This window comes from Kitasatospora sp. NPDC059088 (assembly GCF_042738155.1).
GTDB lineage: Bacteria > Actinomycetota > Actinomycetes > Streptomycetales > Streptomycetaceae > Kitasatospora.
The window spans coordinates 15,568-36,994 of record NZ_JBHYGR010000069.1 but is presented as its reverse complement, the minus strand read 5'-3'; the positions used below and the strand labels follow the sequence as shown (position 1 = coordinate 36,994).

Genomic DNA, 21,427 nt, shown 5'->3' with positions numbered 1-21,427 from the left:
CCCGACCACAGCCCTCGGAGGAACCGGTCCCGTGCGCTTCCTGCATCGCGAACGTGCCGCCCTGGAGACCCACCTGACCGGCTTGGACGCCGCCCTGGCGGCCCAGCCCCTGGAGCGCCTGGAGAGCGCCCCCAGCCCGGCGATCGGCGCGTTCCGTGCCGCCGGCGGCCCCGGCCTGCTGGTACCCCGTGCCCTGGGCGGCAAGGGCGTGAGCGCCCTGGAGGCGGTGCGCGTCCAGCGTGCGGTCGGGGCCCGCTGCCCCTCGCTGGCGGTGGCCACCACGATGCACCACTTCTCGGTGGCCGGACTGGTCCGCGCCGCCACCCCGGGCGCTCCGGAGGAGCGGTTGCTCGCCTCGATCGCCGCCGACGGCCTGCTGCTGGCCTCCGCCTTCGCGGAGGGCCGGGCCGGGCAGAACATCCTCAAACCGCACATCACCGCCCGTCGCCGAGGGGAGCAGGTGGTGCTGAACGGCAGCAAGATGCCGTGCAGCCTTTCCCGTTCGATGGACCTGCTGACGGCCTCGGTGCTGCTCGCGGACCAGGACGGCGTCGAGCGGCTGGCCGTCGCGCTGGTCCCCGCCTCCACCCCGGGCATCGAGGTGCGGCCGTTCTGGCGCAACGCGGTGCTGGCCGGCGCGGAGAGCGAGGAGGTGGTGCTGACCGAGGTCGAGCTGGACCAGGAGATGGTCCTGGTCACCGAGGTCACGGCCGACGCGGTACCGGACGACCTCAACACGGCGGGCTTCCTCTGGTTCGAGTTGCTGCTGACGGCCGGCTACCTGGGCGTGGCCAGCGCACTGGTGGAGCGGGTGCTGACCAAGCCCGGCGGCCCCCCGCAGGACCCGACCGGACCCCTGGTGGAGGTGGAGGCCGCGATGCTCGCGGTGGAGTCGGTGGCCCGCGCGATGGCGGACCCGGACCAGCCCTGGGACGACGGCCTGCTGGCGGCCGCGCTGGCGGCCCGCTACGCGGCGGAGGACGCCATCGCCCGCACCACCCGCGGCTGCCTGGCCGCCCTGGGCGGAATGGCCTTCGTCGGCTCGGCCGAGGGCAGCTACCTGGCCTCGGCGGCGGGGGCGCTCGGCTTCCACCCGCCCGCCCGGGCCCGGATGGCCGGCCCGCTGCGCGAGTACCTCGACGGCCGCCCGCTGCGGATCGGATGACGGGCGTGAGCGCCGCGGCCGGCTACCGGGTCGAGGTGGTGCGCGGCGTCGACGCGCTCCCGGAGGGCCTGTGGGAGCGCCTGGCGCCGCCGGACGACCCGATGTGGTCGCGCGACGTGCTGCGCGCGATGGAGGCGTCCGCGATCGGCCCGGACGGGTACGCCCACCTGGTGCTCCGTCAGGACGCCCCCGCGGAGCCGGAGCCACTCGCGGTGCTGCCGGTCAGCCTGTTCCCGCGGCTGCGGCTGGACGAGGTGCTCGGGGCCGACGGCCGACGACGCCTCGCTCCGCTGCGGCGCCTGCTCCCCGGCCCACTGACGGTGCCGATGCTGTTCTGCGGCCACCTGCTCGGCCAGGGACACCTGCTGACCGACCGGCGGCTGCCGCCGCCGGCCCTGGACGCGCTGGTCGGCGGGGCGCTCGCGATGGCCCGCCGGGAGGGGCTCGGCACGGTGGTGTTCAAGGACTTCGCGCCGGTCGAACTGGCGGCGCTGCGGCCCGCCCTGGCCGGCGCCGGCTTCTTCTTCCTGCCCGCCCTCCCGGACACCGAACTCCGCCTGGGCCCAGGAGGGTTCGAGGACTACCTGACCCGCCTGCCCGCCAAGGCGCGGCGCAACGCGCGCAGCAAACTGCGCCGGGCGGCGGCCTGGCCCGGGCTGCGGACCGAGGTGCTGGAGGACTTCGCGCACCTGCTGCCGGAGATGCTCGGGCTGTACCGACAGGTGATGGACCGGGCCGACCAGCGGCTGGACGTGTTGGACGCCGACTTCCTGGCCGCCGTCCACACCGGGCACTCGGCCGGACGCCGACTGGTGGCCTGCTTCGAGGGCGAGCGGCTGGTGGCCTTCCTCCTCTGCCTGTTCGCCGGGACGGGCGCCACCGGAGCCCGGATCGGGCTGGACTACCGGATCGCCCACGACGCCGGGCTCTACCACGCCGTGCACCACGCGGCGATCCGGCTGGCCATCGACTCGGGATGCACCCACATCCGGTTCGCCCAGACCGCCTACCAGCCGAAGGTCGAGCTCGGCTGCGACCTCGTCGAACAGTGGTACGCGATGACGCAGCTCCATCCGCTGCGGCGGGCCCTGCTGCGCCGGATGCTGCCCCCGGCCCTGACCGCCGCGAGGGCGAAGGCCCTCGGGCCGCACGCCGAACACGTCCCCCCGTCCCTCCCTGAACCGAAGGGGTTGTCCCATGCCGCACGTTGAGGTGGACCTGCCGATCGCCGCGCCGCCGGAGCTGGTCTGGGCGGCGGTGGTGGACGTGGAGTCGTACCAGCACTGCATGGAGAGCGTGGACGAGGTGGTGGTGGTCGAGCGGACCGACGAACGCCACCGCACCACCGCCTGGTCGGTGCGGCTGGAGGGATCGGTGCTGCGGTGGACCGAGGCGGAGGTGATCGACCCGGCGGCCCGGCGGTTCGACTTCCGCCAACTCACCGGGGACCTGGGCGAGTTCTCCGGCCACTGGGCGGTCAGGGAGGTGGCCGACGGCGGCAGCCGGGTGGAGCTCTGTGTCGACTTCGACATCGGCATCCCGCTGCTCGCGGAGATGCTCAACCCGATCGCGGCCGACGCCCTGCGGGAGAACGCCGAGCAGATGCTGACCGCACTGCGCGCCCGGCTCGTCCCGGTCGCGGTGGTGGCCCGATGACGCGTGGCCCGATGACGCCGACCGCCGCGACCGAGGTGTTCGACCAAGTGCGCCGGCACCTGTCCGGGAAGCTCGCGCTGACCAGTGGCTTCGCCGGGCGCGGTGCGGTCGAGACGGCCGCCGAAGGCACCAGGGTGACCCTGTCCGACGGGCGCCGGGTGCTGGACTTCGGCTCGTACGCCGTCACCCTGCTCGGCCACCGGCACCCCGAGGTACTCGCCGCCGTCCACCGGCAGCTGGACGCCATGCCCACCGCCACCCGGAGCCTGGCCAACCCCGTGGCCGCCGACGCGGCCGGCCGGTTGGCGGCGCACCTCGGGCACGCCCTGCCGAAGGTCCACTTCGGGCTGAACGGCTCGGACGCGGTGGAGGTCGCCGTCAAGCTGGCCCGACTGGCGACCGGCCGGGAGCGGGTGCTCGCGGTGTGCGGCGGCTTCCACGGGAAGTCGCTCGGCGCCCTGGCCCTGACGCACAGTCCGCTCTACCGGGTCGGCCTGCGCGGCTGCGCCGTGGAGGTGGCGCACCTGGACCCGCAGGACGCGCGGGCCTTCGCCCGGGAGCTGGCGGCGGGACCGGTGGCCGCGCTGGTGTTCGAGCCGGTCCAGGGGGAGAACGGTGCGGTACCGCTCCCGGTGGAGGTGCTGCGCCAGTGGTGCGCGGATGCGGTCGAGCACGGGGCGATGGTGATCGCCGACGAGATCCAGTGCGGCCTGCGCCGCTGCGGTGAGCCCTCGCTCGCGCTGGCCGAGGGCCTACCGGTGGACGGCGTGCTGCTGGGCAAGCCGCTCGGCGGCGGCGTGGTCCCGCTGTCGGCACTGGTCAGCTCGGAGCGGCTGTACGCGCCGCTGGAAGCCGATCCGTTCCTGCACTCCGCGACCTTCGGCGGACACCCGCTGAGCTGTGCGGCCCTGCCGCCCGCGCTGGCGGCCATGGACCGCCTGGCCGGGCACGGCCGGGTGCTCTCCGCCCTGCTGGACTCCGGCCTGGAGCACCTGCGCGCCCGCCACCCGGAGACGGTGCGCGAGGTGCGGGGGCGGGGTCTGCTGCGCGGCGTCGAGCTGGATACGCCCGCCCACGCGGGCGCGACGGTCCTCGAACTCGCCGCCCGTGGCCTGCTGGTCTCACCCTGTCTGGGCCGCCCGACCACCATCCGGCTGCTGCCGCCGCTGGTGGCCACCGAGGCCGAGCTCGCCGAAGGTCTCGGCCTCCTGGACGAGGCCCTGACCGCCGTGGCCGCCCGATGAACCCCGCACCCTCAGGAAGGAGTGACATGCCCACGCGTGAGGAACTGGCCCTGATGGTCCGGACGACGATCTCGGACGTGCTCGGCACGGAGGTGGAGGAGGTGCACGAGCGCACCAGCCTGTCGGCCGACTACGGCATCGACAGCCTGGAGCTGATGGAGATCGGCTCCCGCCTCGAACGCGCGCTGGCCCTGCGGATCGAGGTCGAGGACCTGACCCGGGCCGAGGACGTCGGCCAGGCGATCGACCTCCTCACGCTCCGGACGGGGGACCGGTGACGGCGAACCGGGATTCCAGGCGTCCGGACGGCGGCCACCGGGTGGCGGTCACCGGGATCGGGGTCAAGTCTCCGGCGGGCACCGGCGTGCAGGAGGCCTACGAGTCGGTGCTCAAGGCCCGGCCCACCGCCGGGGTGGTCGACCTCCTGGTGCAGCGGGGCGTCTCGGTGACCATCGCCTCGCTGGTGCCTCCGTTCGACGTCGAGGCGTACCTGACCCGCCGTGAGGCCCGGCAGATCGACCGGGCCGCGACCCTGCTGCTCTGCGCGGCCTCCGACGCCGTCGCCGCGGCGGGCCTCACCGACGGCGGTCCGCCGCCGGACCGGGTGGGCGTGCAGATCGGCACCGGCATGGGCGGTCTGGCCAGCATGGAGCAGGTGACCACGGACCACTGGGACAGCCCCGGCGGCCTGCCGGTGCACACCGTGCCGCGCACCATGGCGAACTCCGCGGCCTCCCGCCTGGCCCTGCGCTACGGCCTCCGGGGTGCCTGCACCACGTACTCCTCGGCGTGCGCCAGCGGCACCACCGCGATCGGCGAGGCGGCCCGGCGGATCCGCTACGGCGAACTGGACGCGGCGGTGGCGGGGGGCGTGGACGCGCCGGTGACCACGGTGATCGTCGGCGCGTTCGCGAAGATGCGCGCCATGTCGGCGCGCAACGGCGAACCGGCCCTGGCCAGCCGCCCGTTCGACGCGGACCGGGACGGCTTCGTGATGGCCGAGGGGGCCGCCGTCCTGGTGCTGGAACGCTGGGACGCGGCCCTGGCGCGGGGCGCGGCGATCCTGGGCGAGGTGGCGGGGTACGCGGACAACTGCGACGCCTTCCACATCGTGGCCCCGATCGAGGACGGCGAGGTGGCGGCCCGCTGCATGCGACGCGCGATCGCGGACGCGGGGCTGGCACCGGCGGACATCGGCCACGTCAACGCGCACGGCACCTCGACGGTGCTCAACGACCGGGCGGAGGCCCGGGCGATCGAGCGCTGCTTCGGCGCCGGGGCCCTGCCCGTGACGGCGATGAAGGGCGTGACGGGCCATCTGATCGGCGGCTCCGGAGCGTTGGAGGCAGCGCTCGGCCTGCTCTGCGCGACCCGGGGCGAGGTGCCCCCGATCGCGAACCTCGGCACCAGCCCGGAGGCCGACCTGGTGGACCTGGTCCGCTCCGTGCCGCGCGGCATCGCACCGGCGCCGGTCCTCTCCAACTCCTTCGGCTTCGGCGGCCAGAACGCCTGCCTGGTGCTCGTCCCCGCCTGACCTTCCCCGATTCCCCCCTCGTATCCCCTCCTCGTTCCGGGACGTCCCATGCGAATCCTCCTGACCGGCGCGACCGGTGTGGTCGGCACCGAGGTCACCGGCCTGCTGCGGGCGGCGGGCCACACGCCCGTGCCGGTGGCCCGCCGAGCCACCGCCGACGCCTCGGTCGCCGAGGCCTCGGTCCGCTGGCGGATGGGGGCCGAACCCCCGCCGGCCGAACTGGCCGGCCACTGGGACGTGATCGTCCACGCGGCGGCCACCACCCGCTGGACCCTCACCCGTCCGGAGGCCGTCGCCGCCAACGTGGAGCCGCTGCGGGCAGTGCTCGCCCTGGCCGACCGGGACACCCACCTGGTGCACGTCTCGACCGCCTACGTCGGCGGCACCCGCAACCCCGGCGACCTTCGCAGCGCGCAGTTCGAGGGCTATCGCAACGGCTACGAGTGGTCCAAGGCCCGCTGCGAGGACCTGGCCCGGGCCGAGCACCCCGGACCGCTCACCGTGGTCCGCCCGCCGCTGGTCGTCGGCCGCAGCCGGGACGGGCGGATCGCCCGCTTCTCGGGGCCGTACACGATCCTCCAGGCCCTGGTGTCCGGCCTGGCCGCCGTCGTGGTCGGTGACCCGGACGGCTACGCCGAGATCAGCCCCGTCGACCAGGTCGCCCGGGTGATCGCAGCCGCCGGCCTCGCCGAGCCCCCGCCGACCCCACGCACCGAGGTGATCGCGGCAGGGCCGGCCTGTCTGACGCTCTCCACCCTGCTCGACGTCATCTGCGACACCCTCAACTCCTGCCGCGCCGCCCACGGGATCGCCCCGGTGGAGCGCCCGCCGCTCGTCCCGACGGAACGCTGGAACCGCTTCTTCCTGCCCCTGGCGGACCGTCACCTCTCGCCGTTCCAGGCCCAGGCCGTCAAGCTGCTCGCGATGTTCCAGAGCTACACCTCGATGACGGAGCCCTTCACCCCCACCCATCCGGTCACCGACCCCGCCACCGTGATGGCCACCGCCGTGCGCCACTGGGCCGACGCCAAACCCCGTCTCGCCCTGGCCCGCCCGCAGCCGTGGACGGCCCTCACCACGGCCTCCTGACCCGACGTCACGGCCGGACCGGGCGGCAGAGCTGCGCTCCGGCCGAGGGTCGACTCGGCTTCAGAGTGGCAGCAGCTGGGTGACGTCGTGGCGGTTGCCGCCGGTCAGGGTGATGGCCGGCGGTGTGCCGTGGCCGTCCGTGATCACGTGGTGCTTCGAGCCCGGTCGGGCACGGTCGACCATGGCCACCTCGCCGTTCTGTCAGCTCCTCTTAGAAGAAGGAGTCGTCGTCCTCGTAGTAGTTGTTGACGACCACCTGCGGCTCGTCGTCGCTCAGCGCCTCGTTCAGCAGCACGCCGCCGACCAGGCCGGCCGCACCCGCGCCGATCATCGCGCCGGTGCCGAAGCGGCGGCCGCCCTGCTCCTGCTGCTGGGCGGGCACCTGCGGCTGCGCCTGCTGCGGGTAGCCCTGCTGGGGGTAACCGGCCTGCGGCGGGGTGTAGAACGGCGGGACGGTGGTCTGCACCCGCTGGGCGCAGGCGGCGCAGGTCTCGACCTGGCGCGGCACGCCCCACTGCGGCTGCCACAGCACCACGGCCGAACCGGCGCCGTGGGTGGGGTCGAAGAAGCACGTCACGGGTGAACTCCCTGTAGCTGGCTGGGTCTTCGGAACGGCGGGGACGACCGGCGGCGCCGCGGGCGCGACCGGTACGGGCGCGGAGACGGAGGCAGGGGCAGGGGCCGGAGCCGCCGGCGCGGGCTGCAGGACGTCGACCCCGAAGTCGGTGGCGATGCCCGCGAGCCCGGAGGCGTAGCCCTGCCCGACCGCGCGGAACTTCCAGTCCGCGCCGTTGCGGTAGAGCTCGCCGAACACCATGGCCGTCTCGCTGCCCGTCTCGGGCGTCACGTCGTAGCGCGCCACCTCGGTGCCGCTGTCCGCGTCGACGACCCGCACGTACGCACGGCGCACCTGGCCGAAGCTCTGCCGCCGCTGCGCCGCGTCGTAGATCGCCACCGCGAAGGCGACCTTCTCCACCTGCGCCGAGACGTCCCCGAGCCGGACCTCGATCCGCTCCGCGTCCTCGCCGCCCCCGCCGGAGCCCAGGTGGCGGACCGCACCGTCCGGGCTCTGCAGGTTGTTGAAGAAGACGAAGTGCTGGTCCGTGAGGACCTTCCCGGACGGGCCGCACAGCAGCGCGCTGGCGTCCAGGTCGTACGCGGCTCCGGCCGTCCACCCGAGGCACACCCGGACGGACCGCACGCCGGGCGCCTGCCGGGCCAGGGAGACGTTGCCACCCTTCGTCAGGGCCACACTCATGGGGTTTCCTCCACCACCGTCCGAATCACGCTGTTCGACCACGACAACGCTGTAGAGCTCACGCCGGTTCCCGCCCCTGCGACCCGATGCGGACGGGGAGTTCCAGCAGGCCGCGGGCGCGCAGCGCGGGGCGGTGGCGCAGCTCCTCGGCCGCGGTGTCCAGGGCCAGGTCGGGGAAGCGGCGCAGCAGGTGCCGGACGGGCAGTCCGTCCGGGCCGGTGACCCGGTGCACGGGCGCCTCGGCGCGCAGCGCGGCGTAGGCGCCGTAGGGGTCGCTGATCAGGGACTTCACGGTCGGATCGAGGGGTGTCACCCGCTCAGCCTACGGGTACGGCGCAGGCACCCTGGCGGGGTGTCAGCCCGCCGCCTAATGTCAGTGGCCATGACAATGACCCGCCGCGCCGCGAGCTCCGCCACCCGCCGCGCCGCCCTGGCGACCGCGCTCGTCGGCACCCTCGCCGCGCTGCTCGCCCCCGCCGCCGGGGCCCAGGCCGCACCGGCCGGCTGCCGGACCGTCACCACCGCCCCGCTGGACGCCGAACAGGCCCGGCTGGGGGACGCCCGGACCGCCGCCTTCACCGAGCGCTCCGGCCTCGCCGACCTGCTCCACGGCTTCCCCGCCGCGCTCTGCTCCGCCCGCACCGCCCACCGCGCCGAGCGGGTCGTGGACACCTGGGGCCGCAAGCTCTGGCAGGCCGGCCTCGACCGTGCCCAGGGCCGCCGGCCCGGCGGCGAACTGCCCGCCCTCGACGACCGCCCGCTGTACTGGGCGCGACTCGCCATGACCGTGCAACTCGCCCAGTGGCAGCCCCGGTTCGACGTCGACCACGCCGGACTGCGGGCCCGCTTCGAGGACGCCTCGCGCGGCCTCGACGACGGCTTCGCCGACGAACCCGACCCCGGCGTCCGACGGATCTTCGTCAGCGGCTTCGACCCGTACGGCCTGGACACCGAAGCGCGCCGCGCCAACCCCTCCGGCGCGGCCGTGCTGCAACTGCACGGGCAGCGGATCACCCTCGCCGACGGCAGCACCGCCGAGGTGCGGGCCGTCGTCCTGCCGGTGCGCTACCGCGACTTCGACCAGGGCATCGTGGAACGCGCCTTCGGCCCCCACCTGGAGCCCGGCGGCCCGCAGTCCGCCGACCTGATCACCAGCATCAGCCAGGGCTACCCGGGCAAGTTCACCCTGGAGGCCTGGGCCGGCCGCGCCCGCTCCGCCGACCCGTACACCGACAACGCCGCCGCGCTCTCCGGCGGCACCCGGCAGCACCCGGTGGACGCCCCGGGCCTCGCCGACGGCCCGGAGTTCATCCGCACCACCCTGCCCACCGACGCCATGACGGCCGTCCAGCAGCCCTACCCCGTGCTGCTCAACACCCCCGTCACCGAGATCCCCGCGGGCGCCACCGCCCCGGTCGACCGCCCCGACGGCCCGACCCCCGGCTCCCGCGCCGTCGCCGGGGGCGGCGGGGGCTACCTCTCCAACGAGGTCGCCTACCGCTCCAACCGCCTGCGCCTCGACCTCGACCCCGCGCTGCCCGGCGGCCACCTCCACACCCCGGTCCTCACCGGCCTCCCGGACCGGCAGGACCGCGTCACCTCACCGGAGTTCGAGCACAACGAGGCCGCCATCGCCGCCCAGGTGCGCGCGATCCTGAGCAGCGCGCGGCTCTGAGCCGACGAACCGCTGGGCCCGGGCCCTGCCGTGGGCCCGGGCTCAGCTGGACGGGCTCAGGCCGGACGGGCTCAGGCCGGGCGGGCGAAGCGGGTGCCCGCCGCCCGGGCGCGCGATTCGGCGATCTCGGCGTAGGCGGCGTCCCGGCCCGCCCAGTGCGAGCCCTCGACCGACGTGCCGCGCTCCAGGTCCTTGTAGACCTGGAAGAAGTGGGTGATCTCCAGCCGGTCGAACTCGCGCAGGTCGCCGATGTCCCGCAGGTCGGCGTAGCGGGGGTCGCGAGCCGGGACGCAGAGGACCTTCTGGTCGGGTCCGCGCTCGTCGCGCATCACCCACATCCCGACCGCCCGGCAGGTGAGCACGCAGCCGGGGACGGCGGGTTCGCCGCCGAGGACGAGCGCGTCCAGCGGCTCCCCGTCGCCGCCGAGGGTGCGTTCGACGTACCCGTAGTCGGCGGGGTAGCGGGTGGCGGTGAAGAGGGTGCGGTCCAGCCTGATCCGGCCCGCGTCGAAGTCCATCACGTACTTGTTGCGCGATCCCTGCGGGATCTCGACCATCACCTCGAACTCCGCCGGCTCCACGGGCTCCACGGGCTCCACTCTCGCCTCCTCCACTGGTCCTGGGGAGATTGTCCGCCGTCAGGGCGCCGTGAGCGGCCACCGAAACGACACCCGTCGTTCGGGCCCGGCCGATAGCATCCGCACCATGGGGAGCTGGCAGGTCACGGTCATGAACCACCGCCGCGAGCCCGGCGGCCGTCCGCAGGGGCGCCCGGCGGGGCCGCTGGCGCGGCGCGAGGGCTGGACGCTGCACGGCGGGGACGGCGAGCTCAGCTGGGTCGACGCCGCCGGCGAGGTCCGCTGGCGCCGCCCCTGCCCGGGCCGGCCGAACGCGGCGCACCTGTCCGCCGACCGGGTGCTGGTCACCACCACCTCCTTCGACTACACCGCCTGGGGCCACCTCGGCCCGGCCCTGCTGCTGGACCTCGCCGACGGCACGCCGGTCGCCGAGCTGCGCGGGGAACGCGGTGCGGCGCTCGGCGACGGGCGCTTCGTCCTGGGGCTGGAGGGCTACGGCCACTTCGACACCAGGGCCCACGACCGGGACGGCGCCGTGGTCGACTCCTGGCGCAGCTTCGGCCACTACGTGGTCGGCACGGCCGGACCGGCCGGCACCGGCCTGCGGGTGGTGGAGACCGACCGCCGCCACCCCACCGGCAGCCGGGTGGTGCGGCTGCTGCCCGGCGGGGTGGTCGAGCCCGGCCCGCTGCTGAGCGACGCCCTGGCCCCCGAGCCGCTGGTGCTGCCCGACGGCACCCTGCTGGTGCTGGACGCGGGAGTGCTGCGTGCCGTCGGGCGGGAGCTGGACGACGCGGTGCTCGCCGAACTGCTCCCGCTCGACCCCGCCGACCGGCACCGCTTCACCGGTTCACTGCACGGCGGCCCCGAGGGCCTGACCGCGACCCTGGTCGAGCGCCACCCGACCCGGATGGGCAGCTACAGCTCCCACATCTGGACCCTCGGCCTGGCGGGCAGGTAACTACCGCTGCACCAGTGGGAGTTCCAGCACCGAACCGGACTCGCCGCCGTGCCCGCCGTAGCCGATCCGGTACTGCGCGCGGCCGTCGGCCGGGAGCAGCTGGAAGGAGTCGGGGTTGGCGGCTGCCACGGTGAGCCGGATCCGGTCGCCGGCCCGGAAGAGCACCGAGACCGGCTGGAGGTCGATCACCACCCGCTGCGCCCGCCCCTGCGGGAAGGGCGTGGCGTCGGTGGCCGCGTAGCTGCGGGGCGTGCGCAGCCGGCGCCAGTCGGGGTTGTCGCCGGAGTCGGCCACCGCCCGGTCGGCGAGGGCGAGTTGGCCCTCCGTCAGATAGGTGGCCCGGCCGTCCGGGGCGACGTCCTCCAGGTAGACGTGCAGGGCGCCGTTCGCCGAGCCGGCCAGGCCGGTGACGCCGAGGGTGACCCTGCCGTTGCCGGTGACCCGGGCGGGCTCGGTCAGCGGCGCGGTGGTGTAGCTGAGCAGCTTGCCGTCCACGGCCGCCCGGTCGGGGTAACTCACCTTGCTGCCGCTGAGGTTGGTGTTCCAGCGGTCGAGCGGGCCGGTGCCGGCGGTCGGGTCCAGGCTCAGCAGGTCGGAGCCGGCCGGGCCGCTCCCGGTCCGGCCCTCGGTGAGGGTGTTGCCCGCGCCGAGCCGGAAGGGCCGGGTGCGGGTCCCGGGCACCGGCCAGCGGCTGGTGGTGCGCCAGACGTCCTCGTTGAAGGTGTAGTAGTGCACCTGCCGCCTGCCGTCGGGGCGGGCGCCGTCGCGCACGTAGCGGTCGAAGAAGTCGACCACCCGCTGGTCGTTCTGCTCGTGCTCGGCCGGGGTGAGCGGCCGGGCGGGCCGGAACGGGTCGGCGAGCCAGCCGGCGCCGTGGTTCCAGGGGCCGATCCAGTCGTCCTGGGTGTTGGACAGGCCGCTGAACTGGGACAGCACGCCGTTGGCCGTCCCCGCGTCCAGCCAGCCGGCCCGGGTCAGCACCGGGACGCCGCCGTCCTCGACGGCGTCGGTCTGCTCGCCGACGCTGCCGACCGTCCAGCTCTGCGGGCCGTTGCGGTAGTCGCGGTGGACGCCCTGCTGCGCCATGTCGACCAGGTTGGCGTTGTTCGCGTGCTCGGCGCGCGCGGCGGCCATCAGGGCGGGTCCGTCCGGGCCGTCGACCGGACGGGGGGTCAGGCCGGTGAGGCCGACCTGGGCGCAGAGCTGCCGGGTCTGCGCACTGGTCTCGCAGGTGGTGCCGCCGGCCTGGTCCAGGATGCGCAGCAGCAGCGCGTACGGGGCGAGCCGGGGCTCGATCAGCAGCCCGCCGGGGCGGACCAGGTCCTCGTAGGGGTCGAAGTCGTAGGAGATCGGTGCGGCGGCGGTGATGTGGTGGTTGCCGAGGGCGGTGGCGAGCATCGCGGTGTCGCCGCCGTAGGAGACACCGGTGGTGCCGACCCGGCCGTTGGACCAGGGCTGGGCGGCGATCCAGTCGCTGAGCGGGCCGCTGTCGGCGACCAGGTCCGCGCCCAGTTCGGAGGTCAGGGTGCCGAAGGAGGCGCCGGTGCCGCGCAGGTCGGCGACGACGTAGGCGTAGCCCTTGGCGTTCCAGGCCTCGGCCTCGCCGCTGGTGCCGCCCGACTGTCCGGCCAGGACGTGGGCGCGCCAGTAGCGCTGGGTGACCAGGACGGTGGGCAGCTCGGCCCCGGGTTCGGTGCCGTTCGGCAGGTAGACGTCGACGGCGAGGCGGACGCCGTCGGGCATGGCCACGTAGCGTGACTGGAGGTGGGGTGCGGCGGTGCCGGTGTCCGCGACGGCCGGGGCCGCGCCCAGGCCGAACAGGGTGAGCGCGGCGACGGCGGCCGCGGCGGTGCGGCGTAACCGCTGGTGGGCCGTCCTGCCCCGGCTCATCGGACGGTCGCCTTCCAGGGGCCTTCCTCCGGGCGCGCCTCGGAGTCCGTGTCCGGCCAGGGCGGCATGGTGACGGCGGTGATGCGCAGCGGCCCGTCGGCGTCCTGGTCGGCCCGGAACTGGAAGGCGGTGCCCAGCGGGATCGAGACGGCCGCCCCCGGGGCGAGCCGGTGGACCTCCTCCCGGCCGTCCTGGCGCCGCCACAGCTCGCCGCGGCCGGCGGTGACCTGCCACAGCTCCTGCACGGTGGCGTGCGACACGGCGTGGGTGACCTGCCCGGGGGCGAGTTCGAAGACCGCGAGGCTGCCGAGCCCGTCCAGGACCAGCAGCGGGCGGACCACGGCGCCGTCGGGCGCGGTCACCACCGGGGCGGTGGCGGGCTCGGCGCTCTCGAAGGGTTGGTGCTCGGGTGAGGAGGAGTGGTGCGGTGCGGGCTGGTGCACTGGCTGATCGTTCATCCGACGACCCGGCCTCTCTCGTACGAAGGAGTTCCTGGGCTCGTCCCCCGTCGCCGATCAGACCATGCCCGCCGGACGGCCCACCATCCGCAGCGGTCCGTATCCGACCCCGAGAGAACCCCGAGGAGCCCGGCTCCGCTACCCCGAGACTCCCCCGAACTCGCGCACCGCGTCGGTGACGATGGCCTCCAGCCGGGCGTGGTGGGCCCCGCGCCAGTAGGCCTGGCCGCAGTCCGCGCACTGGGCGAAGGCGTCGTACGAGCGCTCGGTGCCGTCGTGCAGCTGTTCGCGCACCGTCGTCTTGCTCACCGTGCGCAGCGTGCCGTTGCAGGTGGTGCACCGGCTCCAGGGGGCGAGCGGCGGGGCGAAGCGGGAGAGCACGTCGCGCAGCTGCTCGGCAGGGCGGTGGCTGTAGACGTACGCGCCGGCCCACAGTTCGCGGCGGCGCAGCAGGCCGCGGTCGCGCGAGAGCATGACGCGCTGTTCGGCGGCGGAGCGGGCGGCCAGCGCGGCGTCGCCGATGTCGGGGTTCTCGTAGGCGGCGTCGATGCCGAGCAGGCGCAGCCGGCGGGTGAGGGTGCCGAGGTGGACGTCCAGCAGGAAGCGCGGCGGGGCGGGCGAGGGCTGCGGCCGGGCGACGGCGGCGACGCTGACCTGCTCGGCGTCGGCCGGGACGTACGAGCCGGGCACCGGGCGGCCGTCCACCAGCAGGGCGCCGACCTCGGTGAGCGGCACGCCCAGCGACTCGACCAGGTGGCCGAGGCTGGAGGTGCCGTCGGTGCGCAGCGCGGTGCGGCCGGCCCGCCGGGGCGCGGAGACGAAGAGGTGCAGCTCAGGGGCGAGGTCGAGCCAGATCTGGGGTCTGTCCACGCGGCCAGCATGCCAGCGGGCGGCGGGCGGGGGCCAGCGGTTTCCGGGGCCCGCTGCGCGGGGCCCGCGCGGGGCGCTGCGCGGCGGGCCCGCGGAGTAGCATCGGCCGTATCCGGAACAGCAGCAGCGGCGGTTGGAGCGTGCGATGACCGGGAACGAGCGGCGGGACGGCCGGCCGGTCCGGTCGGACGGCCTGGTGGAGGAGACGCCGGACGACCTGCTGGAGGACGCGCCGGACGACCTGTTCGCCGACCGCTCCGAGCGGCCGGCCTCCAGGGCCGGGCGCGCGGCGCCGTACGGCGGCGACGACGATCTCTACGGCGCCTCGGCGGCGGTGGCCCCGACGGCCGAGGAGGACGGCGCGGGGGCCGGGGGCAGGTAGTCGCGGTCGCGCGCCGCCCAGCGGGCCACCGGGCCCATCGCGTACCCGGCGGCGAGGAACACCCCGCCCAGTACCAGCCAGCCCGTGAGCCCGCCGTCCAGCAGCAGCGTGGTGAGCAGCAGCGGCCCCAGGGTGCGGGCGACGGCGACGCCGGTGCCGAAGAAGCCCTGGTACTGACCGATCCGCTCCGGCGGCGCGAGGTCGAAGCCGAGCTGCCAGGAACCGGCCGACTGCCGCATCTCGCCCGCCACCTGCAGCACGGCCGCGACCACCAGCAGGGCGGCGAACCCCCACGCCGGGACGGACAGCACGGACAGTCCGCAGACCGCGCAGGAGGCGAGCAGCAGCACCCCGGACGACCGCACGGCCCGGACGGCCGAGTCCAGTCCGCTGACGTCGCGGGCCGCCCGGACCTGGAAGGCCAGCACGGCCAGGGTGTTGAGCACGAACAGCGCCGAGCCGAGCCAGCCGAGGCCGGGGGCGCGCTGGGCGATCCACAGCGGCAGGATCAGGCTGAGCATCGGCATCCGCAGCAGCAGCACGGTGTTGACCAGGGTGACGGCGGCGTAGCGGCGGTCCCGCAGCACGGCCAGTCGTGGTCCGGCGGCCGGGTCGGCCGGTGCGGGCGGGGCCTCGGGCAGCCGGCGCAGGACCAGCGCACCGGCCAGGAAGCCGAGGGCGGTGACGGTGAAGGCGCCGAAGTAGGCCTCCCGGGTGCCGACGGTGAGCGCGATGCCGCCGATGGCGGCGCCAACGGCCAGTCCTCCGTTGAGGGTTGACTGGAGGTGGGCGAGCAGTCCGGTGCGCTCGGCGGTCGGCACCAGGCCGGCGACCAGGGCCTGCCGGGCGGCGGTGAGGCCGGACTGCGCGGTGGCGTAGAGGCAGACGGCGAGCAGGAACAGCGGGTAGGAGCGGACGACCAGGAGGACGGCGACCACGCCGGCCGTGGCGAGCGCGAGGGCCACGGCGGTGCGGCGCGGGCCGCGACGGTCGGCGAGGGCGCCGAGCGGGACGCCCGCCAGCGAGCCGAGCGCCCAGGCGACGGCGAGTCCGAAGCCGAGGGCGGTCGGCGACATCCCGATGACGCGGGTGAAGTAGAGCGCGGAGCAGGTGTAGTAGGCGCCGTCGCCCACCGCGCTCGCCAACTGGGCTGCGGCGAGCGTGCGTTGGGGGCCGGCGGGGGGCAGCAGGGCGAGCCGGGCGGCGCTCTGGTTCGGCACTTCTCTCCTGTCGGATCCAGGCGGTCGGGCGAGGCCCAGCCTAGGGAAGAAGTGGACCGGCCGACAGGTCCATTGATCTTGAATTTTCCCGGTCCACTTCCGGGGCCCCGCCGCACCGTCGGACGAGCCGTGAACTCCCGTACGACAGCGCCCTGTTGATCGTCCGGCAGCACTCCGCGCGGCCGCTCCGAGGCCCCGCCCGCCCGGGCGAAGCCCCCTCCGTACCCGCTCCGACTCCGCCGGCCGAAGCGGACCGGACACCTCCACCACCCGGCCGGAGGGCCAAGATTGGCCGTGTTGACCCGTCAGTAACGCCCTCCTATGCTCAACGGCGTCCGCGATCCGGCACCGGGGCCGGGGCCGTCCGTGCCCGCCCGATCCGGCGCCCGCTCCGGCTCGAAGGGCCCCTCCCATCAGCACCTCCACCGCCCGCTCGGGCTTCGCCGGCCGCGAGGGCCCGGACGAGGACCCCGCCGCTCCCACCGGTCCCGCGGACCGCGCCGAGCCCGCCGGCCGCCGCCGCTTCCTCACCTACCTGCTGGCCGCCCCCACCCTCACCGTCGCCGCCCGGCTCGGCCTCGACGCCGCCGCGCCCGCCACCGCCCGGGCCGCCGAACGCGCCGCCGCGGCCACCCGCGACGCCTCCGCGCCCCCGCAACTGCTCGGCCTGCCCGGCATCCCCGACGTCCTCGACCTCGGCGACGCGATGATCCTCGCCGGCCTGCCCACCTCCCACCTGCTGGTGCTCGAAATCACCCCCGCCGGGCGTGCCGCGCTGCACCTGCCCCGACTGGAGGTCGGCCAGGGCCTCACCACCGCGATCGCCATGCTGGTCGCCGAGGAACTCGACGCCGAACTCACCGACGTGGACGTACCGCTCTCCGACGGCCGCCCCGAACTGCTCTTCTACCAGCTCACCGGCGGCTCCAACTCGGTGCGCTCGCTGTACGAGCCGGTGCGCGCCGCGGCCGCCGCCGCCCGCGCCCGGCTGGTCACCGCCGCCGCGAACCGCTGGAAGGTTCCCGCGACCGCCCTGCGCACCGCCGGCTCCGCCGTCCTCGCCCCCGACGGCCGACGCCTGCGCTTCGGGGAACTCGCCGCCGACGCCGCCACCGTGGTCGTCCCCGCCGTCCCCGCCACCCCCAAGCCGGCCGACCCGCGCCGCCTGGTCGGCCGGCCCACCGGCCGCATCGACGCCCGCGACATCGTCACCGGCCGCGTCCAGTACGCCGGGGACCTCCGGATCCCGGGCGCCGCACCCACCGTGGTCGCCCGCCCGACCACCGTCAACGGCACCCTCAAGTCCCTGGACGCCTCGGTCGCCCGCGCCATGCCCGGGGTCCTCGCCGTGGTGCCGATCCCCACCGGCGTCGCCGTCCTCGCCGAGACCTTCGACCAGGCCCTCAAGGCCCGCGACGCACTGCGCACCACCTGGAACCCCGGCCCGGCCGCCGGCCTCTCCACCGAGGACGTCCGGGCCGGACTGCGCGCCGCGCACGCGCCGTTCCTGCTGCCGCCGCTGCTCACCCCGTACCTGGACGGCGAGTTCGACTTCGCCTTCGTCAACCACGCGCCGATGGAGGTACTCACCGCCGTCGCCGACGTCCGGCCCGGCCGCGCCGAACTCTGGTTCGCCGCCCAGAGCCCGATCATCGCCCAGCAGACCATCGCCGCCGAACTCGGCCTGCCGCAGAACGCCGTCACCGTCCACGTCGTCCGCGGCGGCGGCTCCTTCGGACGCCGGCTGTTCTTCGACGCCGCCCTGGAGGCCGCCCAGATCTCCAAGGCCGCCGGCCGACCGGTCAAACTGATGTGGACCCGCAACGACGACATGCGGCACGGCCGGATGCGCCCCGCCAGCCACCACCGCATCCGCGCCACCTACGGCCTCGGCCAGGTGCTCAGCTGGGAGCACCGCGCCGCCACCGTGCGCACCGACCTCTCGCACGGCCTCGGCGAGGCCCTCACCGGCGCCGGGTTCAACCTCTCCGTCGCCGGGATCAGCCTCGCCCAGGCCTTCTTCCTGCTCACCGAGAAGAACCCGTACAACGTCGGCATCCCCACCCAGCTGCTCGCCGAACTCCCGCTCCCGGTGCACACCGGCAGCTGGCGCTCCGTCTACTCCGGCATGGTCCGGGTCGCCGACGAGATCATGATGGACGAACTCGCCCGCCGGATGGGCCAGGACGAGGTCGCCTTCCGCCGCGCCCGGGTGCGCGACGCCGCCGGCCGGGCCCTCCTGGACACCCTCGCCAAGGCCGGCGACTGGGGCCGCCCGATGCCCGAGGGCCAGGCCCAGGGCGTCGGCTACCACGACGAGAACGGCGGCCGGGCCGCCTACCTGGTCGAACTCGACGCCACCGACCGCGCCAACCCCCGGGTCACCAAGGCCGTCATCGCCGCCGACGTCGGCCAGGTCATCAACCCCCGAGGCCTGGAGGCCCAGTTGACCGGCGCACTGATCGACGGCATCTCGGTCGTCCTGCAGGCCGGCAACCACCTCGACAACGGCGCCTTCCGGGAGGGGAGTTACGCCGACTTCCACTACGCCCGGCAGCGCAACACCCCGCCGACCGTCGAGATCCACCTGATGCCGCCCAGCGGATCCCCGGGCGGGGCAGGCGAGTTGGGCGTCCCCGCCGCCTCCGCCGCCGTCGCCAACGCCTACGCCCGCGCCACCGGCACCAGCCCGCGCTCCTTCCCGATCAACTTCTGAGGACGTCGCCCCCCATGCCCACCCACACCTTCGTCCTCAACGGGCGGCCCGTCAGCGTCGACGCCCCGGACGACATGCCGCTGCTCTGGGTCCTGCGCGACAAGCTCGGCGTCACCGGCCCCAAGTACGGCTGCGGCGTGGGCGTCTGCCGCGCCTGCACCAGCCACCTGGACGGCCAGGAGTTCCAGCCCTGCACCCGCCCGGTCAAGGAGTGCGACGGCCGCACCGTCACCACCATCGAGGGCCTCGCCGACGGCGACACCCTCCACCCCGTCCAGGAGGCCTGGATCGACTGCGACGTCGCCCAGTGCGGCTTCTGCCAGCCCGGCCAGATCATGACCGCCGTCGCCCTGCTGCGCCGCACCCCCGACCCGACGGACGCCGACATCGACCAGATCCAGAACATCTGCCGCTGCGGCAGCTACCCCCGCATCCGCGAGGCCATCAAACGCGCCGCGGCCACCGGCCGGGTGCACTGACCCACCGGCCGTCTGCGGATCGCCGCGGTGGGCCCTATGCGCCGGCGCCCGCCGCGGGGTCACGGCCGAAGAAGGCGGCGAGCCGGTCGTACGCCGGGGCGTCCGGCGGGGCGGGGACTTCGGGGGCGAAGGCGTGGTGGTCGGCCTCGTCGCCGCGGTACTCGGGTTTGAGGGCGCCGTGCGCCCAGTCGAGTGCCGCCCGGGCCACCTCGTGGTCCAGGCCCTCGGTGGACTGGCCGGTGGCGTGGGCCAGGTCCCAGGCGTGGACGGCGAATTCGGTGGTCTGCTGATCGACCGGGAAGCGGGCCGGCAGGGTGGCGCCGCCGGGGAGCTCGACCGTGCCGGTGAGGTCCCCGGCGGCGCGCCAGGCCTCGACCAGCCGCTCGGCCCCGGCCTCGAAGGCGTGCAGCCAGTCCTCCTCGACCCGGTCGAAGGGCCGGCTCCAGTCCGGCTGCCCGCCCTCGGCCCGGAGGGTGAACTGCGCCAGGTCGTGCAGGAGATGGCTGATCAGGTCGCCGACGTCCCAGGAGCGGCAGGGGGTCGGGTGGCCGGCCAGTTCGACGCCGGTGCCGTCGATCAGCCCGGCGGTCTGGGCCAGGGCCCGGGCGAGCAGCCCGATCGGGTCCACCGGGTCGGCCGGGTTCATGTCGGTGTCGATCGGGCCCGGGTGGACCAGGTTGGCGGTGATCCCGCGCGGGCCGAGCTCCCTGGCCAGCGCCTTGGTCAGGCCGATCAGCGCGGCCTTGCTGGTCGCGTAGAGCGCGGCGCCGGGGAAGACGACGCGCTGGGCGACGCAGCTGCCGATGGCGACGATCCGCCCGCCCTCGGCCAGGTGCTCGACGGCCGCCTGGGCGTACAGGTACGGCGCCCGGACGTTCACCTCCAGCACCCGGTCGAGCTCCTCCAGCCCGACCTCCTCGATCGGCCCGCCGGCGCCCACGCCGGCGTTGTTCACCAGGATGTCCAGCCGTCCGAACCGCTCGGCGACCGAGGCCACCGCAGCGCGCACCGCCGCCGGGTCGGCGCTGTCGGCGCGCACGGCCCAGCCGGTCCGCCCCATCGCGGTGATCTTGGCGACCACCTCCTCGGCCCGCTCGGCCGAGCCCTGGTAGGTCAGCGCCACGTGGGCGCCGTCCTCGGCCAGCCGCAGCGCGACCGCGGCCCCGATCCCCCGGCTGCCGCCGGTCACCAGGGCCACCTTGCCGTCGAGCGCCGCAGCACCGTTCATCGTCATGTCTTCGGGTCTCCTCGTGCACCGTGGTCCGATCGCGTCCCGGCCGTCCGCCGGCCGGCGTTCCGCTCTCGGTGTGTGAGTCGATCCTGATCCGGATCCCTTGACGTCTCCGGCGGTATTCGGACGTTGCGTTCAATCTTCAACTACAACTCCACGCGCCCCCGTGGCGCGACCAGCGAGTGGTAGTACGACCCGACCGCCGGCTGCCCGGTCCAGTTCGGCCCGGCCGCCGGGTCGGCGCCCGCGTAACCGAAGGGCAGCGCGACCGGCCGTCCGCCGTCCAGGAGCAGCAGGTGGCGGCGCGCGCGGTACTCGAACCCGGCCGCCCGCAGCGCGGCGAGCACCGCGCGGCCCGCGCCGGAGCCGTCGGGGCGGCGCACCGACTCCGGGTCGAAGTGGGCGGCGAAACGGCCGTCCGGGGCCAGCCAGGAGGCGGCGCGGGCGATCGCGCCGAGCTGGTCGCCGAGGTAGTGCAAGCCGTGCACACAGGTGATCAGCTGGTACGACCGCTCGGGCACCCAGTCCGCGAGCGCCGCCGTCACCAGGCGCAGCCGTGCCCCGGCCGCCGGGACGCGCAGCGGGACCAGCGGCCCGACCAGGTCCACCCCCGTCAGCTCGGCGCCGGCGGGCAGCACCCGGGCCGCCTCGACCAGCGCCCGCCCCTCCCCGCTGCACAGGTCCAGCCAGCCGGGCGCGGCGCCGCCGTGCTCCCGGAGCCAGGCCACGGGGTCGAAGCCCAGCTCGCGGGTGTAGCTGTTGACGCCGCGCAGCCCGCGCCCGCGGTTCATGGTGCTGTTGGCCACCACGGAGGAGGCGCTGAGCTCGCTGTCACTGATCAGTCGGACCATCAGACGACCTTACTGGTGCAGGGCTCCAGCGAACCCGATGCGCCAGGACCCCGAACGCGCCGGGGGGGCGCCCCCCCCCCCGCGGGGGGGGGGGGGGCGCGCGGCGCGGGGGGTGGGGGCGCCCGCTGACCCGGCGCCCCGCCCGCTCCGGGGCGGGGGGGCGGCGCCGG

General features: G+C 75.3%; 21 protein-coding genes and 1 pseudogene. 12 read left to right on the top strand and 10 right to left on the bottom strand.

What is annotated here, in order from left to right; all coding sequences use genetic code 11:
• Positions 1-31 precede the first annotated feature (31 nt).
• From ACFWXO_RS27300 to ACFWXO_RS27270, 7 genes are read left to right on the top strand one after another with little or no spacing between them, the layout of a single operon-like run.
• Complete coding sequence (locus ACFWXO_RS27300; RefSeq protein WP_380526737.1) at positions 32-1,165, top strand: acyl-CoA dehydrogenase family protein; 1,134 nt, start codon at positions 32-34, stop codon at positions 1,163-1,165.
• Positions 1,162-2,376, top strand: a complete 1,215-nt coding sequence (locus tag ACFWXO_RS27295) for a GNAT family N-acetyltransferase (protein WP_380526735.1) — start codon at positions 1,162-1,164, stop codon at positions 2,374-2,376. The genes ACFWXO_RS27300 and ACFWXO_RS27295 overlap by 4 nt, the downstream gene beginning before the upstream one ends.
• Positions 2,363-2,821, top strand: coding sequence for a type II toxin-antitoxin system RatA family toxin (locus tag ACFWXO_RS27290; protein WP_380526733.1), 459 nt, complete (start codon positions 2,363-2,365; stop codon positions 2,819-2,821). Before ACFWXO_RS27295 ends, ACFWXO_RS27290 begins: the two co-directional genes overlap by 14 nt.
• The gene (locus ACFWXO_RS27285) at positions 2,818-4,065 is read left to right on the top strand and encodes an aspartate aminotransferase family protein (protein WP_380526731.1); all 1,248 of its coding nucleotides are present in this window, start codon (positions 2,818-2,820) and stop codon (positions 4,063-4,065) included. Before ACFWXO_RS27290 ends, ACFWXO_RS27285 begins: the two co-directional genes overlap by 4 nt.
• Before the next feature lie 26 nt (positions 4,066-4,091).
• A complete protein-coding gene (locus ACFWXO_RS27280) occupies positions 4,092-4,343 on the top strand; it encodes an acyl carrier protein (protein ID WP_380526729.1) in 252 nt (83 codons plus the stop codon).
• On the top strand, positions 4,340-5,599 hold the full coding sequence (locus ACFWXO_RS27275; protein ID WP_380526727.1) for a beta-ketoacyl-[acyl-carrier-protein] synthase family protein: 1,260 nt from the start codon (positions 4,340-4,342) through the stop codon (positions 5,597-5,599). Before ACFWXO_RS27280 ends, ACFWXO_RS27275 begins: the two co-directional genes overlap by 4 nt.
• Before the next feature lie 48 nt (positions 5,600-5,647).
• The gene (locus ACFWXO_RS27270) at positions 5,648-6,688 is read left to right on the top strand and encodes an SDR family oxidoreductase (RefSeq protein ID WP_380526725.1); all 1,041 of its coding nucleotides are present in this window, start codon (positions 5,648-5,650) and stop codon (positions 6,686-6,688) included.
• A 63-nt stretch (positions 6,689-6,751) separates the two neighbouring features.
• Here the strand turns inward: ACFWXO_RS27270 and ACFWXO_RS27265 are convergent.
• The 3 genes and pseudogenes from ACFWXO_RS27265 to ACFWXO_RS27255 all read right to left on the bottom strand — a co-directional run.
• Positions 6,752-6,865 (bottom strand): annotated as a pseudogene (locus ACFWXO_RS27265) (IS5/IS1182 family transposase); the annotation flags it as partial.
• 34 nt (positions 6,866-6,899) lie between these two features.
• Entirely contained in the window at positions 6,900-7,946 is a 1,047-nt protein-coding gene (locus ACFWXO_RS27260; protein WP_380526723.1) for a TerD family protein, read from the bottom strand.
• A 58-nt stretch (positions 7,947-8,004) separates the two neighbouring features.
• Positions 8,005-8,259, bottom strand: a complete 255-nt coding sequence (locus ACFWXO_RS27255; RefSeq protein WP_380526721.1) for a hypothetical protein — start codon at positions 8,257-8,259, stop codon at positions 8,005-8,007.
• Between the two features lie 69 nt (positions 8,260-8,328).
• Between ACFWXO_RS27255 and ACFWXO_RS27250 the strand changes: the two genes are divergently transcribed.
• Complete coding sequence (locus tag ACFWXO_RS27250; RefSeq protein WP_380526720.1) at positions 8,329-9,621, top strand: pyroglutamyl peptidase; 1,293 nt, start codon at positions 8,329-8,331, stop codon at positions 9,619-9,621.
• 71 nt (positions 9,622-9,692) lie between these two features.
• Here ACFWXO_RS27250 and ACFWXO_RS27245 read toward each other — a convergent pair whose 3' ends face one another.
• Positions 9,693-10,178 carry an inorganic diphosphatase gene (locus tag ACFWXO_RS27245; protein ID WP_380526760.1) on the bottom strand — a complete coding sequence of 162 codons (486 nt, stop codon included), beginning with the start codon at positions 10,176-10,178 and terminating at the stop codon, positions 9,693-9,695.
• Between the two features lie 148 nt (positions 10,179-10,326).
• On the opposite strand from ACFWXO_RS27245, the gene ACFWXO_RS27240 reads away from it, so the two are divergent.
• Positions 10,327-11,160 (top strand): hypothetical protein, encoded by an 834-nt coding sequence (locus ACFWXO_RS27240; protein WP_380526718.1) that lies wholly within the window; start codon positions 10,327-10,329, stop codon positions 11,158-11,160.
• Here the strand turns inward: ACFWXO_RS27240 and ACFWXO_RS27235 are convergent, their stop codons facing one another.
• The 3 genes from ACFWXO_RS27235 to ACFWXO_RS27225 all read right to left on the bottom strand — a co-directional run bounded on the left by ACFWXO_RS27235 (position 11,161) and on the right by ACFWXO_RS27225 (position 14,378).
• A complete protein-coding gene (locus ACFWXO_RS27235) occupies positions 11,161-13,050 on the bottom strand; it encodes a CocE/NonD family hydrolase (protein WP_380526716.1) in 1,890 nt (629 codons plus the stop codon). It lies immediately after the preceding gene.
• Complete coding sequence (locus ACFWXO_RS27230; protein ID WP_380397118.1) at positions 13,047-13,508, bottom strand: cupin domain-containing protein; 462 nt, start codon at positions 13,506-13,508, stop codon at positions 13,047-13,049. Before ACFWXO_RS27230 ends, ACFWXO_RS27235 begins: the two co-directional genes overlap by 4 nt.
• A gap of 138 nt (positions 13,509-13,646) precedes the next feature.
• Positions 13,647-14,378, bottom strand: a complete 732-nt coding sequence (locus ACFWXO_RS27225; protein WP_375884371.1) for a Mut7-C RNAse domain-containing protein — start codon at positions 14,376-14,378, stop codon at positions 13,647-13,649.
• Between the two features lie 145 nt (positions 14,379-14,523).
• On the opposite strand from ACFWXO_RS27225, the gene ACFWXO_RS27220 reads away from it, so the two are divergent.
• Complete coding sequence (locus ACFWXO_RS27220) at positions 14,524-14,760, top strand: hypothetical protein (RefSeq protein ID WP_380526713.1); 237 nt, start codon at positions 14,524-14,526, stop codon at positions 14,758-14,760.
• On the opposite strand, the gene ACFWXO_RS27215 is transcribed toward ACFWXO_RS27220, so the two are convergent.
• Positions 14,694-15,980: an MFS transporter gene (locus ACFWXO_RS27215; protein ID WP_380526711.1), complete on the bottom strand. Its 1,287-nt coding sequence runs from the start codon at positions 15,978-15,980 to the stop codon at positions 14,694-14,696. The two genes, ACFWXO_RS27220 and ACFWXO_RS27215, sit on opposite strands and share 67 nt — an antisense overlap.
• A 706-nt stretch (positions 15,981-16,686) precedes the next feature.
• Between ACFWXO_RS27215 and ACFWXO_RS27210 the strand changes: the two genes are divergently transcribed.
• Positions 16,687-18,696: a molybdopterin cofactor-binding domain-containing protein gene (locus ACFWXO_RS27210; protein ID WP_380526709.1), complete on the top strand. Its 2,010-nt coding sequence runs from the start codon at positions 16,687-16,689 to the stop codon at positions 18,694-18,696.
• A gap of 14 nt (positions 18,697-18,710) precedes the next feature.
• Positions 18,711-19,175 (top strand): (2Fe-2S)-binding protein, encoded by a 465-nt coding sequence (locus tag ACFWXO_RS27205; RefSeq protein WP_380526707.1) that lies wholly within the window; start codon positions 18,711-18,713, stop codon positions 19,173-19,175.
• Between the two features lie 34 nt (positions 19,176-19,209).
• Here ACFWXO_RS27205 and ACFWXO_RS27200 read toward each other — a convergent pair whose 3' ends face one another.
• Both ACFWXO_RS27200 and ACFWXO_RS27195 read right to left on the bottom strand, forming a co-directional pair.
• A complete protein-coding gene (locus tag ACFWXO_RS27200) occupies positions 19,210-20,403 on the bottom strand; it encodes an SDR family NAD(P)-dependent oxidoreductase (RefSeq protein WP_380526758.1) in 1,194 nt (397 codons plus the stop codon).
• Between the two features lie 149 nt (positions 20,404-20,552).
• Positions 20,553-21,257, bottom strand: coding sequence for a class I SAM-dependent methyltransferase (locus ACFWXO_RS27195; RefSeq protein WP_380526705.1), 705 nt, complete (start codon positions 21,255-21,257; stop codon positions 20,553-20,555).
• Between the last annotated feature and the right edge of the window lie 170 nt (positions 21,258-21,427).

What these genes read in the sequence shown, in the direction of transcription:
- ACFWXO_RS27295 (WP_380526735.1), top strand. Translation starts at nt 1,162, where the DNA reads ATGACGGGCGTGAGCGCCGCGGCCGGCTACCGGGTCGAGGTGGTGCGC.
- ACFWXO_RS27290 (WP_380526733.1), top strand. Translation starts at nt 2,363, where the DNA reads ATGCCGCACGTTGAGGTGGACCTGCCGATCGCCGCGCCGCCGGAGCTG.
- ACFWXO_RS27285 (WP_380526731.1), top strand. Translation starts at nt 2,818, where the DNA reads ATGACGCGTGGCCCGATGACGCCGACCGCCGCGACCGAGGTGTTCGAC.
- ACFWXO_RS27280 (WP_380526729.1), top strand. Translation starts at nt 4,092, where the DNA reads ATGCCCACGCGTGAGGAACTGGCCCTGATGGTCCGGACGACGATCTCG.
- ACFWXO_RS27270 (WP_380526725.1), top strand. Translation starts at nt 5,648, where the DNA reads ATGCGAATCCTCCTGACCGGCGCGACCGGTGTGGTCGGCACCGAGGTC.
- ACFWXO_RS27260 (WP_380526723.1), bottom strand. Translation starts at nt 7,946, where the DNA reads ATGAGTGTGGCCCTGACGAAGGGTGGCAACGTCTCCCTGGCCCGGCAG.
- ACFWXO_RS27250 (WP_380526720.1), top strand. Translation starts at nt 8,329, where the DNA reads ATGACAATGACCCGCCGCGCCGCGAGCTCCGCCACCCGCCGCGCCGCC.
- ACFWXO_RS27245 (WP_380526760.1), bottom strand. Translation starts at nt 10,178, where the DNA reads ATGGTCGAGATCCCGCAGGGATCGCGCAACAAGTACGTGATGGACTTC.
- ACFWXO_RS27240 (WP_380526718.1), top strand. Translation starts at nt 10,327, where the DNA reads ATGGGGAGCTGGCAGGTCACGGTCATGAACCACCGCCGCGAGCCCGGC.
- ACFWXO_RS27235 (WP_380526716.1), bottom strand. Translation starts at nt 13,050, where the DNA reads ATGAGCCGGGGCAGGACGGCCCACCAGCGGTTACGCCGCACCGCCGCG.
- ACFWXO_RS27230 (WP_380397118.1), bottom strand. Translation starts at nt 13,508, where the DNA reads ATGAACGATCAGCCAGTGCACCAGCCCGCACCGCACCACTCCTCCTCA.
- ACFWXO_RS27220 (WP_380526713.1), top strand. Translation starts at nt 14,524, where the DNA reads ATGACCGGGAACGAGCGGCGGGACGGCCGGCCGGTCCGGTCGGACGGC.
- ACFWXO_RS27210 (WP_380526709.1), top strand. Translation starts at nt 16,687, where the DNA reads ATGATCCTCGCCGGCCTGCCCACCTCCCACCTGCTGGTGCTCGAAATC.
- ACFWXO_RS27205 (WP_380526707.1), top strand. Translation starts at nt 18,711, where the DNA reads ATGCCCACCCACACCTTCGTCCTCAACGGGCGGCCCGTCAGCGTCGAC.
- ACFWXO_RS27200 (WP_380526758.1), bottom strand. Translation starts at nt 20,403, where the DNA reads ATGAACGGTGCTGCGGCGCTCGACGGCAAGGTGGCCCTGGTGACCGGC.
- ACFWXO_RS27195 (WP_380526705.1), bottom strand. Translation starts at nt 21,257, where the DNA reads ATGGTCCGACTGATCAGTGACAGCGAGCTCAGCGCCTCCTCCGTGGTG.